Here is a 12,682-nt window from a genome sequence, read left to right as displayed (position 1 = left end):
ACCTCCGCCGCGCGGCGGGGGCCTCCGGACCGGCCTCGGCGAAGAGCGAACCGGCCTCGGCGGCCCAGCCTGGACGGCCCGGCCTCAGCGTCCCGAGCGGCGCGCGCCGACCACGAGGGACGCCCCGGCGAGCACCAGGGCGCCGGCCGCCGCGGCGATGGCGAGGAGGGGCCGCTGGGAGCCCGTGTCGGCGAGGATCGGCTGTTCGCCGTCGTCGGCTCCCCGCTTCTTGCCGGGGGTGGCACGGGCGGGGGCCTTGCCGATGCCGAACGTGTAGTCGTTGGACTCCCCCACCCAGTCGCCGTCGTCGCCGCGCCGCTGCACGGCGGTGACGTTGGCCGTCACAGGACCTTCGGGGGCGCCTTCGGTGAAGCCCAGGCGTACGCGCACGGGCACGCTCCCGTGCGCGGGGACGGAGAAGCCGGGGAACGCGGGGGCGCGGTCGGCACGGTCCGCACGGTCGGTGCGGACGGTGCGGACGGAGTCCCTGCGGGCGCGGCCGGGGTTCTTGTCGGCACGGCCCGGGTCCTTGCCGCCGTCGAAGACGCCGACGTTCTCGGCCTCTTCGGTCCGCTCGAACCGCACGGGGCGCCAGCGCGCCGCCCCCGGGTCGTAGAAGTCGAGGCGGATGTCCCCGGGGCTGAGCGCGCGACCCTTGTCGGCGAGGACGGCGACGGGGTGCACGGCCCGGCACTCGGTGCCGGAGTCGTTGCGCAGTTCCAGCCGCCAGGTGCGGGGCGGGGCGCCGCGCTCGTACGTCTCGGGGCCGCCGCTCAGCCGCGCGGCGATGGGGAAGTCCGGCTTGCCGGGCGAGGCGCGGTGGGGACGGGCGGCAGCCTCGTCCGCCGGGGAGGCGGGGGCGGGTGCCGCCGTCGAGAAGATCGCGAGCGCGGTGGCGCCGAGGACGAGCACACGGGGCTTGGGCATCGCGGGACCTTTGCGGTGGGGGTTCGTAGGGTCCTGTTGTCCTGTTGCTGCCCCGAACCTCCCACCGCCCGGCCGCCGCCCCCGGCCCGGCGCGGCCACGTACCCCCGACCAGCCGTCACATACCGCCCGATGAGCCTATTTTCGTGTCATCCGAGTGGAGCCGGTGCGCCGGGCCGTGCCGCCCGGGTGCCGCGCGGTCAGGATCGGGACATGGCCACTGCTGACAAATGCGTCCTCCAGGGCGGGCCGGAAGGCATCCCGGAGCACATCGTCCCGACCGCCGCGCCGGGCGAGGAAGTGAAGGTCCCCTTCCGGGGCGGATACGAACATTTCAAGGCCACTTCACGGCAGTGGGACACGGCCGAGGGCCGGCTGCCGGTCTACGAGTGGGTGGGTCGCACGGAGGTGGCGGAGTAGCGGTGAGGAAGGAGCGAGGCGGCCGCGGGGCGCCGGGCCCGCGGAGCGGGGACGACGCCGAGACGTACCGGAGGAACCCCCTCAAGAGCCTGGCGGGCCTGCCCCTGGTCGGGGATCTCCTGGAGCCCCTCCTCGGGCACTACCCCGGGAAGGAGCTCCCCGCGCTCTTCTCGGCGCCGCACTTCCGGGGCCGGTGGCAGGAGTTCCTCCCCGGCACGTACGAGTACGCCGGTCCCGTCCGGTCCGTGCTGGTGCCGGAGCGGCGCGGCAGGCCGGGGAAGGGACCGCGGCCGCGGTGGGTGGTCACCCTGTACAGCGGCCCCGGCCAGACGGGCACGAGCACGCGCATCGAGGAGGGCGACGACGCGTCGGAGCTGGAGGAGGCACTGGCCGCCGGGGTCTCCTCGCTCAGGGTCGAGAAGTTCCTGGGGACGGAGACGAGGACGGGGACGGGGCCGTGAGTCCGGGCGCGGACATGAGTCCGGCCTTCTCCAGGGGCTGCAAGGCCCCGTCCCGCTCCCGCCCTCCCCGGCCGAACAGCGACGCCAGGACGAGCTCCGCGGCTCCCTCCACGACGGTGCGCTCGCCGGCGGGGGCGACGGCCACCGGCGGCGCACCGCCGAGCACGTCCCGTACCCCGGCCGCGTAGGCGCCGGAGGCGTTCAGCAGCACCCCGCCCCCGAGCAGGACGAGGTCGATGTCCAGCAGCCGTACGAGGTTCGCGGCGCCGACGCCGAGCAGCCGGGCCGCCTCCGCGGTGTCGCCCCGGGCGACCGCGTCCAGGCACAGCACCTCGATGCAGCCGCGGTTGCCGCAGCGGCATCGCGGCCCGTCCAACCGGAGCACCTGGTGTCCGAACTCCCCCGCGCCGGTCCGCGCACCCCGGTGCACCGCGCCGCCCAGCACGAGGCCGGCGCCCAGGCCGGTGCCGAGGTGGAGGTAGGCGAAGGAGCCGGACGGCTCGACGCAGCCGCGGAGCACGAGGCCGAGGGCGGCGGCGTTGGTGTCCTTGTCGACCACGACGGGCAGCCCGAGCCGCCCGGCGAGCGCGTCCCGCAGCGGGAACCCGTCCCACTGGGGGAAGCCGGTGACGCGCTGCAGGACGCCGCTGCGGTGGTCGAGGGGGCCGGGGAGGGCGACCCCCGCGCCGAGAACGCCGAGGAGGGAGCCGCCGGCCTCGGCCCGTACGCGCGCGACCTCCGCCGCGACCGCCTCCAGGACCGCCTCCGCACCCGCCCCGAGGTCGAGGGGGGACGTGCGGGTCGCGGCCTCGGCCCCGGACAGGTCGACGAGGGTGACCGTCAGGGCATCGCGCTCCAGGTGTACGCCGATGGCGTGCGCGGCGTCCGGGACGAGGCGCAGGGCCGTGGCCGGCTTGCCGCCCGTGGACGCCCGGCGGCCCGCCTCGGCGGCGAGGCCCGCGGCCCGCAGCCGCGCGGTGATCTTGCTGACCGCCTGCGGGGTGAGGCCCGTACGCCCCGCCAGCTCGGCGCGGCTCGCGCCTTCCGGGCCCGCGTCGCGCAGCAGGCCGAGGACGAGGGCGGCGTTGTGGTCGCGGAGGGCGGCGAGATTGGCGCCGGGGGAGAGCATGCGGTTCACCAGTCCATTGTCACTGCCGCTTGCGGTTTCGCAACAGCGTTGCCAAAGTGGAGAGCATGAATGGCGCGAACGACATGAGCGGCACGAGCAGCGAGAACGGCAAGAACGGCGAGAACAGCGACGGCGGAGCCCCGCACGGGGACCTCCGGGTGGGCCTGATCGGCTACGGCCTCGCGGGCTCCGTCTTCCACGCCCCGCTCATCGCCTCCACGGACGGCCTCGCCCTCGACACGGTGGTCACCGGCAACCCGGACCGGCAGCGCCAGGCGGCCGCCGAGCACCCCGGCGTGCGGACCGTCGCCGACGCCGGAGCGCTCTTCGACCGCGCCGCCGGGCTCGACCTCGTCGTCATCGCCTCTCCCAACCGCACCCACGTGCCGCTGGCCCGCACCGCCCTCGAAGCCGGCCTGCCGGTCGTGGTCGACAAGCCGCTCGCCGCGACCGCCGCCGAGGCGGAGGCCCTCGCGGATCTCGCGGAGGAGCGCGGCCTGCTGCTCAGCGCCTTCCAGAACCGCCGCTGGGACAACGACTTCCGCACCGTGCAGCGGCTCCTGTCCGACGGCGCCCTCGGCGACGTGCTGCGCTTCGAGTCCCGCTTCGAGCGCTGGCGGCCGCAGCCGAAGGGCGGCTGGCGCGAGTCCGGCGACCCCGCGGAGATCGGCGGCCTCCTCTACGACCTGGGCAGCCACGTCGTCGACCAGGCCCTCGCCCTCTTCGGCCCGGCCGCGTCCGTCTACGCCGAGGTGGACGTCCGCCGCCCGGGCGCCGAGGCCGACGACGACACGTTCATCGCCGTGACGCACGCGAACGGCGTCCGCTCCCACCTGTGGGTCAGCGCCACCACGGCCCAGCTGGGCCCGCGCTTCCGGGTGCTCGGCAGCGCGGCGGGCTACGTGAAGTACGGCCTGGACCCGCAGGAAGCGGCGCTCCGGGAAGGCCTGCGCCCCGGCTCCGGCCGCAGCGACTGGGGCGTCGAGCCCGAGAGCCTCTGGGGCCGCCTCGGCGCGGGCGAGTCCCCGCAGACGGGCGGCGGCGACCCCGTCCCCACCCTGCCGGGCGACTACCCCGCCTACTACGCGGCGATCGAATCCGCCCTGCGCACGGGCGGCGAGCCGCCGGTGACGGCGCGCGAGGCGGCGGCGGCGCTGCGGGTGCTGGAGGCGGCACGGGTGTCGGCGGACGAGGGGCGCACGGTGCGGATCGGGTGAGTTCCGCGCGCCCCTCAAGGGCGCCTCAGGGTGACCTCGGGGTGGCCTCGGGGTGATCACCGATGATCGGCGGGGCCCGGCGGAGCAGGATCGGAGCATGACCTACGACCCGCGGGGACGGCTCCGGTTCGGCCCGCTGACACGCATCTCCCTCATCGGCGCGCCGGCCCTCATCGTCGTCTACGGCACCATCAGGCTGCTGTCCCCGCGCGGCGTGCCCGGCCCCGGCTGGACGGCGGGCCATCTGGCCCTCCTCTTCGGCCTGGCCCTGTTCGGGCCGGTCCTCGTCGGCCTGCGCCGCCTGGCCCCCGAGGGTGCCGTCGCGCGCCGCCGCACAGCAGGCGCCGGAACCGCACTCGCCCTCGCCGGCCTCGCCGCGTCCCTCGCGCAAGCGGCGATCGACCTCGTCGTGGGCTTCCGGGCCGAGGACGGCGCGGAGATGGCCGAGCTCTTCGGCCGGGTCCAGTCGCACGCCGCGGTCAAGCTCGCCGTCTACTCCCTGGGACCGCTCCTCTTCTACGTGGGCCTGCTCGCCTTGGTCAGTTCGCTGATCTCCCGTCACGGCCCGGTGTCCGTGCGGACCTTGGCATCGATAGTCCTCGGCATAGTCGTCATGGGCGTGAGCCTCGACCTGATGCCGGCCGGAGGCGCGCTCTTCCTCCTGGCGCTGGCCCCGTTGAGCCGGGTCCGCACCGCCGGTCCGGACGGAGCCCCGGCCACCGGCCCGGATGGCGGCCCGGCTGCTGAAGGAAATCGCTTCGACAGCCCCGCACTCCCCCGGGCAGGATCGCCCGTATGACCGGCTCTGACCTCACCCCTGCGGCCCTCACGGCGGACCAGCGCGCCGAGCACGCCATCGACCTGGCCACCAGGGCCGGTCGCAGCCTCGGGCTGGAGGCGGGCGAACCGCGCGTCCTGCACAACGTGTTCAACGTGCTGGTCCACCTCGCCCCGCACCCCGTCGTCGTCCGCGTCCCCTCGCTGGCGGTCGCGCCCGTCGAGGAGCAGGCCGCCAAGCAGCGCCGCGAGCTCGCCGTCGCGGGCTGGCTGGCGGACCGGGGTGCGCCCGTCGTGGCGCCGAGCCCTCTCGTGCCGCGCGAGCCCGTCGAGCTCGACGGACGGTCGCTGACCTTCTGGGAGTTCGTCGCCGAGACGGACCCGCTGTCCGCCGTCACCGACCCCGAGGTCCTGCAGAAGCGCTTCACCGAGCAGACGGGCTGGACGGCCGAGCTGCACGCACTGCTCGCCGAACACCCCGGCGACGACCTGCCCGTCCTGTCCCCCGTCGTGCCCGCGGTGGGCCTGACCCTCGCCGCGCTCGCCGAGAACCCGCACCCCCTCATCTCGCCCGGGGAACTGGACCGGGCCCGGCAGGAGTACGCGGTCCTGGAGACCCTCGTCCAGGACCTGCCCGCCCGCTTCCCCGGCGCGCGCCTGCAGACCCTGCACGGCGACTCCCCCGCGTACAACCTCCTGCGCACCGCCACCGGCCACCTCTTCAGCGACTTCGAGGACGCCACCCGCGGCCCCGTCGAGTGGGACCTCACCCTCGTCGGCCCGCTGGGCATCGAGGAGTACGAGCGCGTGAGCGGCACGCGCGTGGACCGTGCCCTGCTGGACGTCATGGAGGGCGCACGGTTCCTGCAGATCGTCGGGGCACTGGCCCTCGCGCCCCTCAAGCCGGACCTGGCCCCGATGCTGGAACCCGCCATCGACCAGTGGCGCGCCCGCGCTCCGCTGGGCCTGGAGAACCTGGGCTGATATTCCCCGGGCGCATGGCCCCTGACGCGCCTACTACGCCCGCAGGTCGACGGTCAGCGTGAGGCTGCCGGGGAGCGCGGCGAAAGCCTCGCGCAGGTCGGCGGCCAGGTCACTGCGGGTGGGAGTGCCGGGGCGGGACGTCCACCTGTCGAGGGCGCAGTGGAAGGCGGAGACCAGCAGGTCCAGGGCGAGTTGGGGTCGCAGGTCGTCGGGGGCGGCGAAGTGGAACCGGCGGTGCAGGGTCGCAAGCGCCGTGCGGCTGGTCCGGTGGCAGAAGTGCAGGCCGTGCGCGTCCATCGACGGGGTCTCCCCGGCCAGCCGCCGGCTGAGCAGGACGCGGCGGACCCAGCCTTCCCCGGTCATGCGCTCCAGCGCGGCGAACAGGACCTGCTGAAGCATCTCCGCCAGCGGGCGGCCGTCGGGCTCGTGGATTTCCAGCTCGTCGAGGAAGGCCACCCACAAGTCCTGCGTCGGCGCCATGGCCACGTCTTCCTTGCCGGCGAAATTGCGGAAGAACGTGCGCTTGGAGACGTCCACCGCATCGCAGAGCTCGTCGAGGGTCACCCCGCTGAAGCCGCGCGTGGTGAACAGCTCCAGGGCAGTGTCGATCAGCGCCTGTCGCGTACGCAGCTTCTTGCGCTCGCGCAGCGGGAGCCGGCCACTGCCGGTTGACGGGAGCTCAGCGGTCATGGCCCGATCGTAGCCGAGAGGCAAGCGCCCCTTGCGCGCTTATGCCACTCAGTGGCATAACTGTGGTCCTTGATCCTTAGCGAAGGGTGCAACGCCATGCGTGCTCTGCTCGTCGACCGCTCAACACCCACCGGACTGCGGCTCGGTCACGTGCCCGATCCCGAACCGGCCCCGCATCAGGCGCTGATCCGGGTGACGGCGACCTCCCTCAACTACGGCGAAGTGCGGTTCGGCCTGCAGGAAGCGCCCGACGGCGCCGTCCTCGGCTGGGACGCGGCCGGGGTGGTGGAACGAGCCGCCGCAGACGGGTCCGGTCCGGCGGCCGGCACAGCCGTCGTCACGCTCGGCATCGACGGCGCCTGGGCCGGACTCCGCGCCGTGGACACCGACTGGATCGGTACGGCCCCGCCCGGAGCCGATCCCGGAGCCCTCAGCACGGTCCCCGTCGCCGGAATCACCGCCCTGCGCGCTCTGCACCGCACCGGTCCGCTCCTGGGCAGGCGCATCCTGGTCACCGGCGCCACGGGCGGCACCGGCCGGTATGCCGTGCGGCTCGCCCGCCTCGGTGGAGCGCACGTCATCGCGTCCACCGGAGACCCGGACAGGCATGGCGACAGCCTGCGGGCGAACGGCGCGCACGAGGTGGTGGCCGGGCCGCTCGAAGTCAGGGAGCCGGTGGACGGCGTCGTGGACCTGGTCGGCGGCCGGCAACTCGTCGACGCTTACGGGATGCTCTCCCAAGGAGGAACCCTGGTCGCGGTCGGGCACTCCGCGCACCAGGGCGAGACGTTCCCCTTCGGCGCCCTCTTCGGCGACCAGGGCCGGCACGATCGCTCGATCGTCACGTTCTTCCTGCCCGCCTGCACGGGCCTCGCACCCGACCTGACCTGGCTCGCCCACCGCGTCGCCGCCGGCGAACTCGACCCGCAGATCTCCTGGCGCGGCGACTGGGACGGGGCCGCCGACGCCATCGACGCCCTCCTCCACCGCCGGCTCCACGGCAAGGCGGTCCTGGACATCGCGTGATCCCACCGGCCTGCACATCGTGTGATGTCGCCGGCCGTTCCCGCCTAGGCCACCGCCTCCGAGCCGCCTTCGGCGAAGTCGGTCACGAGCTTGACGAAGGCGTCCTCCTGCTCGAAGAACGCCACGTGGCCCGCGTCGATCTCGGCGTACGCGCTGCCCGTGATCGCGGCGTGGAGGGCACGGCTGTGTTCGACCGGGACCGTGATGTCCTGGGTGCAGCCGATGACGAGCGTGGGGGCCTGGATGCGCGGCAGCAGGGGGCGGATGTCCACGCGCAGGTCGTACGCGATGTGGCGCAGCGTGCCCTCGGTGGGGGGCATATTGGGGATCAGGGCTTCGAACTGCTCGCGGCCGATGGTGTTGAGGAACCCGCGGCTGAAGCCGGTCATCGCCACGGCGCGGCCGAAGGATGCGGGGTCGCTCGTGCCGAGGTTCTGCCAGAGGGTGAAAAGGCTGCGCAGGTACTCGTCGCTGTCGGTGTGGGCCCAGCCGGCCACCAGGATCAGCCGCCGTACGAGGTCGGGGCGGAGCGCCGCGACGGCGGCGGCGACCGTGGCGCCCATGGAGAAGCCCAGCAGGTCGACCGGCCCGTCCGCCGCGTCCTCGATGACGGCGATGACCTGGGCGGCGAGCCCTTCGGCGGTCAGCGGCGCGCCGTCGTCGACGGTGGCCTCGGTGCCCGACAGATCGGGGGTGATCACGGTGCGGTGCGGGGTGAAGCGGGGGGCGGTCTGGCCCCAGTTGACGGCGGCGCCCGCCGATCCGGTGCCGTGCACCAGGACGAGCGCGGGGCCCGACGCCGAGCCGGTCCGCTCGTAGTGGACCTGGGCGCCGTTGACGGTGACGGTGGCCATGAATTGCTCCTTGCGTATGCTCTGCGGCTGCTCTGACCAGGGCGGTTGCGCTCCGGCCCGACCAACAGTGCCGCCCCCGTGCGGAGGCCGGGAGAGCCTTGCCGACCCTGGGACCGGCAGTCCCTGGTTGAGCCGGGGGCCGTCCGGCAGGATGATCACCATGACGATCGACCGCTCCGAACTCGCCGACTTCCTGCGCCGCGCCCGCGACCGGGTGCGCCCGCAGGACGTGGGTCTGCCTGCAGGCCCGCGGCGCCGCACCCCGGGTCTGCGCAGGGAGGAGGTCGCCCAGCTCGTCGGCATGTCCGTCGACTACTACATCCGCCTCGAACAGGCCCGCGGCCCGCAGCCTTCGCCCGAGATGCTCGCGGCCCTGGCCCGCGCCCTGCGCCTGAGCACCGACGAACGCGACCACCTCCACCTCCTCGCCGGCCGCCGCCCGCCCGCCGCCCGGACCGCGGGCGATCACGTGAACCCGGGTCTCCTGCACCTGCTGGACCAGCTTCCGGCCACACCGGTCCAGGTGCTCAGCGACCTCGGGGACGTCCTGGCTCAGAACGCGATGGCCGAGGCCCTGCTGAGCGGCGTGTGCACGGTGTCCGAACACGGGCGCAACGTGGTCTGGCGCTGGTTCACCGACCCCGCCCAGCGCGCCGCGTACCCGGCCGAGGAGCACGACTACTACAGCCGCCTGCACGTCGCCGACCTGCGGGCAGCCGTGGGACGGCGCGCGGGCGACCCCGCCGCGACCCGCCTGGTGCAGCGGCTGCGGGACGCGAGTGAGGAGTTCGCGGGCCTGTGGGAACTGCACGAGGTCGCCGTACGCCGGGCCACGCGCATGCGCGTCCTGCACCCGCTGATCGGCCCGGTCGACCTGGACTGCCAGATGCTCCTCGCACCGTGCGGCGACCAACGCGTCGTCCTGTACACCCCGCCCCCCGGCACGGATACGGCTGAGCGCCTGGCCCTGCTGAAGGTCGTGGGTAACGGGCAGTTCGCCGCGGCGGGCTGACGTACACCTACGCCGCTGTGGTCAGCCCCCACCACGCCGTCCTGCGGGGCAGGTTCGCGATCCGGGTTGCTGCGGCGCGGTCCGCTCGGCGGGCGTCCCTCGGTTTCGGGGTGAGCGCGCTCGGCAGCCCTGCCGGGCGCAGCGCGCCATAGTCCGCGAAGCGGACGACTCCGCAGGCCTTGCAGCGGGACTCCCCCTGAGCGGGGTGCGCCCACCCTGCGGTGTGCTTGCACTGGGGCCTCATGAGGTCGCCCCGCCCGCCATGTGCGACCGCCAATGCCGCCGCACCGCGACGAGGGCATCCCCCGCCTTGAAGGGATCCCCCTCGACCGTCGCCTTCCACCAGGCCGCCTTCAATGCCGGGCATTCCTGACAGTCGGCGATCGTCGGGCGGCCCATGGATTCCGGGTTCGTACGCGCCGCGGCTCGCTCCGCGCTTGTCGCCAACCGCAGGGACGAGAAGGGGACTTCCCACTCCAGGCCGCCGCCGGGCTGCCTCACCTGCACGCAGTGCCCTTCGCTGCCGATGACCTGTGCCATCCGCCCCTCCCGGGTGTCCACCACGAACGCGCCGTTCCTGTACGTCATCGCTCCCGCAACCTTCCCCCGGCACCCGCCGCTACCCGCCGTAGCCGCGCATCCACGATGGCCCTCCTCGCGCTTAGACCGCAACAATTTGACCTCCAAAGTGGAGAGTTCACCCCTGTGAGTGACGGACGCAATCGCCCAGCGAGGCCGCCGATCTCGTGCAGCACACTGGGCGAGCACGGCCAGCAGGGGAGGAAGCATGAAACATCCGCGCCGCACAGCCCGTCGTCGCAAGCTGGGCGCCGAGCTGAGAGCACTACGGGAAGCCGCAGGCGTGTCGCCTGAAGCGGCGGCCAAGGCGATCCATGGCGACAGAACGAAGATCAGCCGACAGGAGACCGGGCAGCACCGCGTCACGCGACTCGAACTCGAGGTCCTGTTCACCCTCTATGGCGTCGGTGACGAGAAGCTGCGCGAGTGGCTCGTTGCACTCGCATCCGAGGGCAACAAGCGGACTTGGTGGCGTCGCCACAGCGGCATGCTCGCGGACGGTTTCAAAGAGGCCTTGGACCTGGAGTCCGAAGCCGCACGGATCTCGGCGTTCCAATCACAGGTCGTGCCGGGGCTTCTGCAGACCCAGACCTATGCGGCCGCACTCATCTCCGGCGCCTCGACATCACTGACCGAGCAACAGCTGGACTTCTTTGTCGACCTCCGGATGAGTCGACAGAGCATCTTCCTGCGCGGAAATCCACCGCAATACACGGCGATTGTGACAGAAGGCGTACTCCACCAGCAGTTCGGTGGCCCAGAGGTGCTGGCCGAGCAGCTTCGACACCTTGCGGATTTGAGCCAGTCTCCCGACATCACGATTCAGGTCATCCCCTTCACGCAGACGTCGTTCACCGACTCCGGTGGATCCTTCGCGCTTTACTCGTACCCGGACCCGCTCGACCTGGACGTCGTACAGGTGGAACACCTCGACGGTGCACTTTGCCTGGAGGATGATGAAACCGTTGCGAAGTACCGCCGCGTTCTGGACAAGTTGCGTTCCTCAGCGCTGCCGCCAGGACGGTCCATTGAGCTGATCGCGTCGATCGCACGCGGGCTTGAACATGAGTGAGGGACTCCCCCGTGATACGTCACGACCTGCCCGAAGATGCATGGTGCAAGTCCTCGTACAGCACAGACACCGGTCCGAATTGCATCGAGATGCAGTCAACCGAAGACCACCTCGTCGCCATAGGCGACAGCAAAGACCGCCCCCGCGGCGCGCTGACCCTGTCACCCGCCGCGTGGGCGACCTTCGTGCACTCCATACGCAACAGCCGCCGCGAGGACGTTTTTCAACCGGTCCTCTGACGGGGCCGGTTGCAAACCAGGACGCCGAGGGCCAGGCCCGCGCCGACGGCGACCATCCCCGCGCCCACCAGCAGCGTGTCGACGCCCGTGGGGCGGCCGTCGTCGGCCAGGGCGCGGCCGTCGGGTGCGACGTGGCGTTCACGGGGCGCGGGCGCCCCCCTCGGTGCCGGGAAAGTGAACGCGCACACCAGTACTACGCCCGCCACCACGGCGAGCGCAGCGACCACCGCCGGCTTCGTTCTCCGCGTCCTCCGCATATCGGAAAATATGCCCTACAACCAGAGCAAAACCCCGCCTTACACGCCGGAGGCCGGACGCCGGACGCTACGCGTCCTTCAGTTCCTGCCGCTGCCGACCCAGCCCCGCACCCTCCAGCTCCACCACATCCCCCGCCCTCAGATACGGCTTGGGGTCCGGGCGGCTCACGGCCGCGCCCGCCGGGGTGCCCGTCAGGATGACGTCGCCCGGGTACAGGGTCATGAAAGAGCTCACGTACCGGACCACCTCCCCCACCGGGAAGATCTGGTCGGCCGTGCTGTCGTCCTGCTTGAGGTCGCCGTTGACCCACAGCCGCAGCCGCACGTCCTGCGGGTCGCGGATCTCGTCCGGGGTGACGAGCCAGGGGCCCAGCGGGGTGAACGTCTCGTAGTTCTTGCCCTTGACCCACGCGCCGCCGCGGTCGAACTGGAACTCGCGCTCGGAGACGTCGTGCGCGAGGACGTACCCGCCCACGGCCGACAGCGCGTCCTCGTCCGTCTCCAGGCGGCGCGCCCGGCGGCCGATGACGACGGCGAGTTCGACCTCCCAGTCGGTCTTCTCGCTGCCGGGCGGCAGCAGGACCGGGTCGTCGGGGCCCACCACCGTGTCCGCGGCCTTGAGGAAGAGGACGGGTTCGGCGGGGACGACGGAGCGGGTCTCGGCGGCCAGGCGGCGGTAGTTCAGGCCAACGCCCACGATCTTGCCGATCCGGGCGAGGGGCGGGCCGGTGCGCAGGCCGGCCGGGTCGAGGGCGGGGAAGATACGGGCGCCGACCCCGGCCCGTATCCGCGACAGCGCGGACGCGTCGGCCAGCAGCGCGCCGTCGACGTCGGTCACCAGCGCCGACAGGTCGCGAAGGGTGCCGTCCTCATCCAGCAGCGCCGGGCGTTCCGCCCCCACGGGCCCCACACGCAGCAGTTTCATCGCTTGATCGTCCAAGAACGGAGGCGTTCTCCGCAAGGGCCGTTTCGGACTGCGAACAGCGCTTTGCGGGCCACGCCCCGCCCAAAAGCCCAGGACAGCCCAGGGCAAGGACAGG

Annotated in this window: 17 protein-coding genes; 9 read left to right on the top strand and 8 right to left on the bottom strand. The window is 73.0% G+C overall.

All coding sequences use genetic code 11. The annotated features are described in order from the left end of the window. Positions 1 to 84: 84 nt before the first annotated feature. A complete protein-coding gene (locus tag IE241_RS06080; RefSeq protein ID WP_190020598.1) occupies positions 85 to 927 on the bottom strand; it encodes a hypothetical protein in 843 nt (280 codons plus the stop codon). 211 nt (positions 928 to 1,138) lie between these two features. Here IE241_RS06080 and IE241_RS06075 point away from each other — a divergent pair, with 211 nt between their 5' ends. Next, positions 1,139 to 1,345 (top strand): DUF5988 family protein, encoded by a 207-nt coding sequence (locus IE241_RS06075; RefSeq protein ID WP_190020597.1) that lies wholly within the window; start codon positions 1,139 to 1,141, stop codon positions 1,343 to 1,345. Positions 1,346 to 1,347: 2 nt separating this feature from the next. Beyond that, the gene (locus IE241_RS06070; protein ID WP_190020596.1) at positions 1,348 to 1,806 is read left to right on the top strand and encodes a hypothetical protein; all 459 of its coding nucleotides are present in this window, start codon (positions 1,348 to 1,350) and stop codon (positions 1,804 to 1,806) included. Here IE241_RS06070 and IE241_RS06065 read toward each other — a convergent pair. Beyond that, a complete protein-coding gene (locus IE241_RS06065) occupies positions 1,754 to 2,935 on the bottom strand; it encodes an ROK family protein (RefSeq protein WP_190021050.1) in 1,182 nt (393 codons plus the stop codon). The genes IE241_RS06070 and IE241_RS06065 overlap by 53 nt on opposite strands. Positions 2,936 to 3,018: 83 nt before the next feature. On the opposite strand from IE241_RS06065, the gene IE241_RS06060 reads away from it, so the two are divergent. The 3 genes from IE241_RS06060 to IE241_RS06050 all read left to right on the top strand — a co-directional run bounded on the left by IE241_RS06060 (position 3,019) and on the right by IE241_RS06050 (position 5,913). Further along, on the top strand, positions 3,019 to 4,152 hold the full coding sequence (locus IE241_RS06060) for a Gfo/Idh/MocA family protein (RefSeq protein WP_190021049.1): 1,134 nt from the start codon (positions 3,019 to 3,021) through the stop codon (positions 4,150 to 4,152). A gap of 97 nt (positions 4,153 to 4,249) precedes the next feature. Further along, a complete protein-coding gene (locus IE241_RS06055; RefSeq protein WP_190020595.1) occupies positions 4,250 to 4,951 on the top strand; it encodes a hypothetical protein in 702 nt (233 codons plus the stop codon). Further along, positions 4,948 to 5,913 (top strand): phosphotransferase, encoded by a 966-nt coding sequence (locus tag IE241_RS06050; RefSeq protein WP_190020594.1) that lies wholly within the window; start codon positions 4,948 to 4,950, stop codon positions 5,911 to 5,913. The genes IE241_RS06055 and IE241_RS06050 overlap by 4 nt, the downstream gene beginning before the upstream one ends. A gap of 33 nt (positions 5,914 to 5,946) precedes the next feature. Here the strand turns inward: IE241_RS06050 and IE241_RS06045 are convergent, their stop codons facing one another. Continuing rightward, on the bottom strand, positions 5,947 to 6,603 hold the full coding sequence (locus IE241_RS06045) for a TetR/AcrR family transcriptional regulator (RefSeq protein ID WP_190020593.1): 657 nt from the start codon (positions 6,601 to 6,603) through the stop codon (positions 5,947 to 5,949). 96 nt (positions 6,604 to 6,699) lie between these two features. On the opposite strand from IE241_RS06045, the gene IE241_RS06040 reads away from it, so the two are divergent. After that, a complete protein-coding gene (locus IE241_RS06040) occupies positions 6,700 to 7,629 on the top strand; it encodes a zinc-binding dehydrogenase (RefSeq protein ID WP_190020592.1) in 930 nt (309 codons plus the stop codon). A 44-nt stretch (positions 7,630 to 7,673) separates the two neighbouring features. Here the strand turns inward: IE241_RS06040 and IE241_RS06035 are convergent, their stop codons facing one another. Further along, positions 7,674 to 8,483 carry an alpha/beta fold hydrolase gene (locus IE241_RS06035; RefSeq protein ID WP_190020591.1) on the bottom strand — a complete coding sequence of 270 codons (810 nt, stop codon included), beginning with the start codon at positions 8,481 to 8,483 and terminating at the stop codon, positions 7,674 to 7,676. Between the two features lie 151 nt (positions 8,484 to 8,634). Between IE241_RS06035 and IE241_RS06030 the strand changes: the two genes are divergently transcribed. Next, entirely contained in the window at positions 8,635 to 9,495 is an 861-nt protein-coding gene (locus IE241_RS06030; RefSeq protein ID WP_190020590.1) for a helix-turn-helix transcriptional regulator, read from the top strand. A 7-nt stretch (positions 9,496 to 9,502) separates the two neighbouring features. On the opposite strand, the gene IE241_RS34905 is transcribed toward IE241_RS06030, so the two are convergent. Continuing rightward, the gene (locus IE241_RS34905) at positions 9,503 to 9,739 is read right to left on the bottom strand and encodes a DUF6255 family natural product biosynthesis protein (RefSeq protein WP_373300592.1); all 237 of its coding nucleotides are present in this window, start codon (positions 9,737 to 9,739) and stop codon (positions 9,503 to 9,505) included. After that, a complete protein-coding gene (locus tag IE241_RS06025; RefSeq protein ID WP_190021111.1) occupies positions 9,736 to 10,083 on the bottom strand; it encodes a hypothetical protein in 348 nt (115 codons plus the stop codon). The genes IE241_RS34905 and IE241_RS06025 overlap by 4 nt, the downstream gene beginning before the upstream one ends. 199 nt (positions 10,084 to 10,282) lie before the next feature. On the opposite strand from IE241_RS06025, the gene IE241_RS06020 reads away from it, so the two are divergent. After that, on the top strand, positions 10,283 to 11,146 hold the full coding sequence (locus tag IE241_RS06020) for a helix-turn-helix domain-containing protein (RefSeq protein WP_190020589.1): 864 nt from the start codon (positions 10,283 to 10,285) through the stop codon (positions 11,144 to 11,146). Then, positions 11,143 to 11,385, top strand: coding sequence for a DUF397 domain-containing protein (locus IE241_RS06015; protein ID WP_308433635.1), 243 nt, complete (start codon positions 11,143 to 11,145; stop codon positions 11,383 to 11,385). Before IE241_RS06020 ends, IE241_RS06015 begins: the two co-directional genes overlap by 4 nt. Here IE241_RS06015 and IE241_RS06010 read toward each other — a convergent pair. After that, positions 11,370 to 11,612, bottom strand: a complete 243-nt coding sequence (locus tag IE241_RS06010; protein ID WP_190020587.1) for a hypothetical protein — start codon at positions 11,610 to 11,612, stop codon at positions 11,370 to 11,372. The genes IE241_RS06015 and IE241_RS06010 overlap by 16 nt on opposite strands. Before the next feature lie 97 nt (positions 11,613 to 11,709). Further along, positions 11,710 to 12,567, bottom strand: a complete 858-nt coding sequence (locus IE241_RS06005; RefSeq protein ID WP_190020586.1) for a fumarylacetoacetate hydrolase family protein — start codon at positions 12,565 to 12,567, stop codon at positions 11,710 to 11,712. Positions 12,568 to 12,682: the final 115 nt, after the last annotated feature.

Source organism: Streptomyces hiroshimensis, assembly GCF_014650335.1.
Taxonomy (GTDB): domain Bacteria; phylum Actinomycetota; class Actinomycetes; order Streptomycetales; family Streptomycetaceae; genus Streptomyces; species Streptomyces hiroshimensis.
The sequence above is the reverse complement of the archived record's forward strand: the minus strand, read 5'-3'. Positions and strand labels throughout refer to the sequence as shown.

What these genes read in the sequence shown, in the direction of transcription:
- IE241_RS06035 (WP_190020591.1), bottom strand. Translation starts at nt 8,483, where the DNA reads ATGGCCACCGTCACCGTCAACGGCGCCCAGGTCCACTACGAGCGGACC.
- IE241_RS06020 (WP_190020589.1), top strand. Translation starts at nt 10,283, where the DNA reads ATGAAACATCCGCGCCGCACAGCCCGTCGTCGCAAGCTGGGCGCCGAG.
- IE241_RS06045 (WP_190020593.1), bottom strand. Translation starts at nt 6,603, where the DNA reads ATGACCGCTGAGCTCCCGTCAACCGGCAGTGGCCGGCTCCCGCTGCGC.
- IE241_RS06065 (WP_190021050.1), bottom strand. Translation starts at nt 2,935, where the DNA reads ATGCTCTCCCCCGGCGCCAATCTCGCCGCCCTCCGCGACCACAACGCC.
- IE241_RS06040 (WP_190020592.1), top strand. Translation starts at nt 6,700, where the DNA reads ATGCGTGCTCTGCTCGTCGACCGCTCAACACCCACCGGACTGCGGCTC.
- IE241_RS06030 (WP_190020590.1), top strand. Translation starts at nt 8,635, where the DNA reads ATGATCACCATGACGATCGACCGCTCCGAACTCGCCGACTTCCTGCGC.
- IE241_RS06055 (WP_190020595.1), top strand. Translation starts at nt 4,250, where the DNA reads ATGACCTACGACCCGCGGGGACGGCTCCGGTTCGGCCCGCTGACACGC.
- IE241_RS34905 (WP_373300592.1), bottom strand. Translation starts at nt 9,739, where the DNA reads ATGAGGCCCCAGTGCAAGCACACCGCAGGGTGGGCGCACCCCGCTCAG.
- IE241_RS06060 (WP_190021049.1), top strand. Translation starts at nt 3,019, where the DNA reads ATGAGCGGCACGAGCAGCGAGAACGGCAAGAACGGCGAGAACAGCGAC.
- IE241_RS06075 (WP_190020597.1), top strand. Translation starts at nt 1,139, where the DNA reads ATGGCCACTGCTGACAAATGCGTCCTCCAGGGCGGGCCGGAAGGCATC.
- IE241_RS06050 (WP_190020594.1), top strand. Translation starts at nt 4,948, where the DNA reads ATGACCGGCTCTGACCTCACCCCTGCGGCCCTCACGGCGGACCAGCGC.
- IE241_RS06080 (WP_190020598.1), bottom strand. Translation starts at nt 927, where the DNA reads ATGCCCAAGCCCCGTGTGCTCGTCCTCGGCGCCACCGCGCTCGCGATC.
- IE241_RS06005 (WP_190020586.1), bottom strand. Translation starts at nt 12,567, where the DNA reads ATGAAACTGCTGCGTGTGGGGCCCGTGGGGGCGGAACGCCCGGCGCTG.
- IE241_RS06025 (WP_190021111.1), bottom strand. Translation starts at nt 10,083, where the DNA reads ATGACGTACAGGAACGGCGCGTTCGTGGTGGACACCCGGGAGGGGCGG.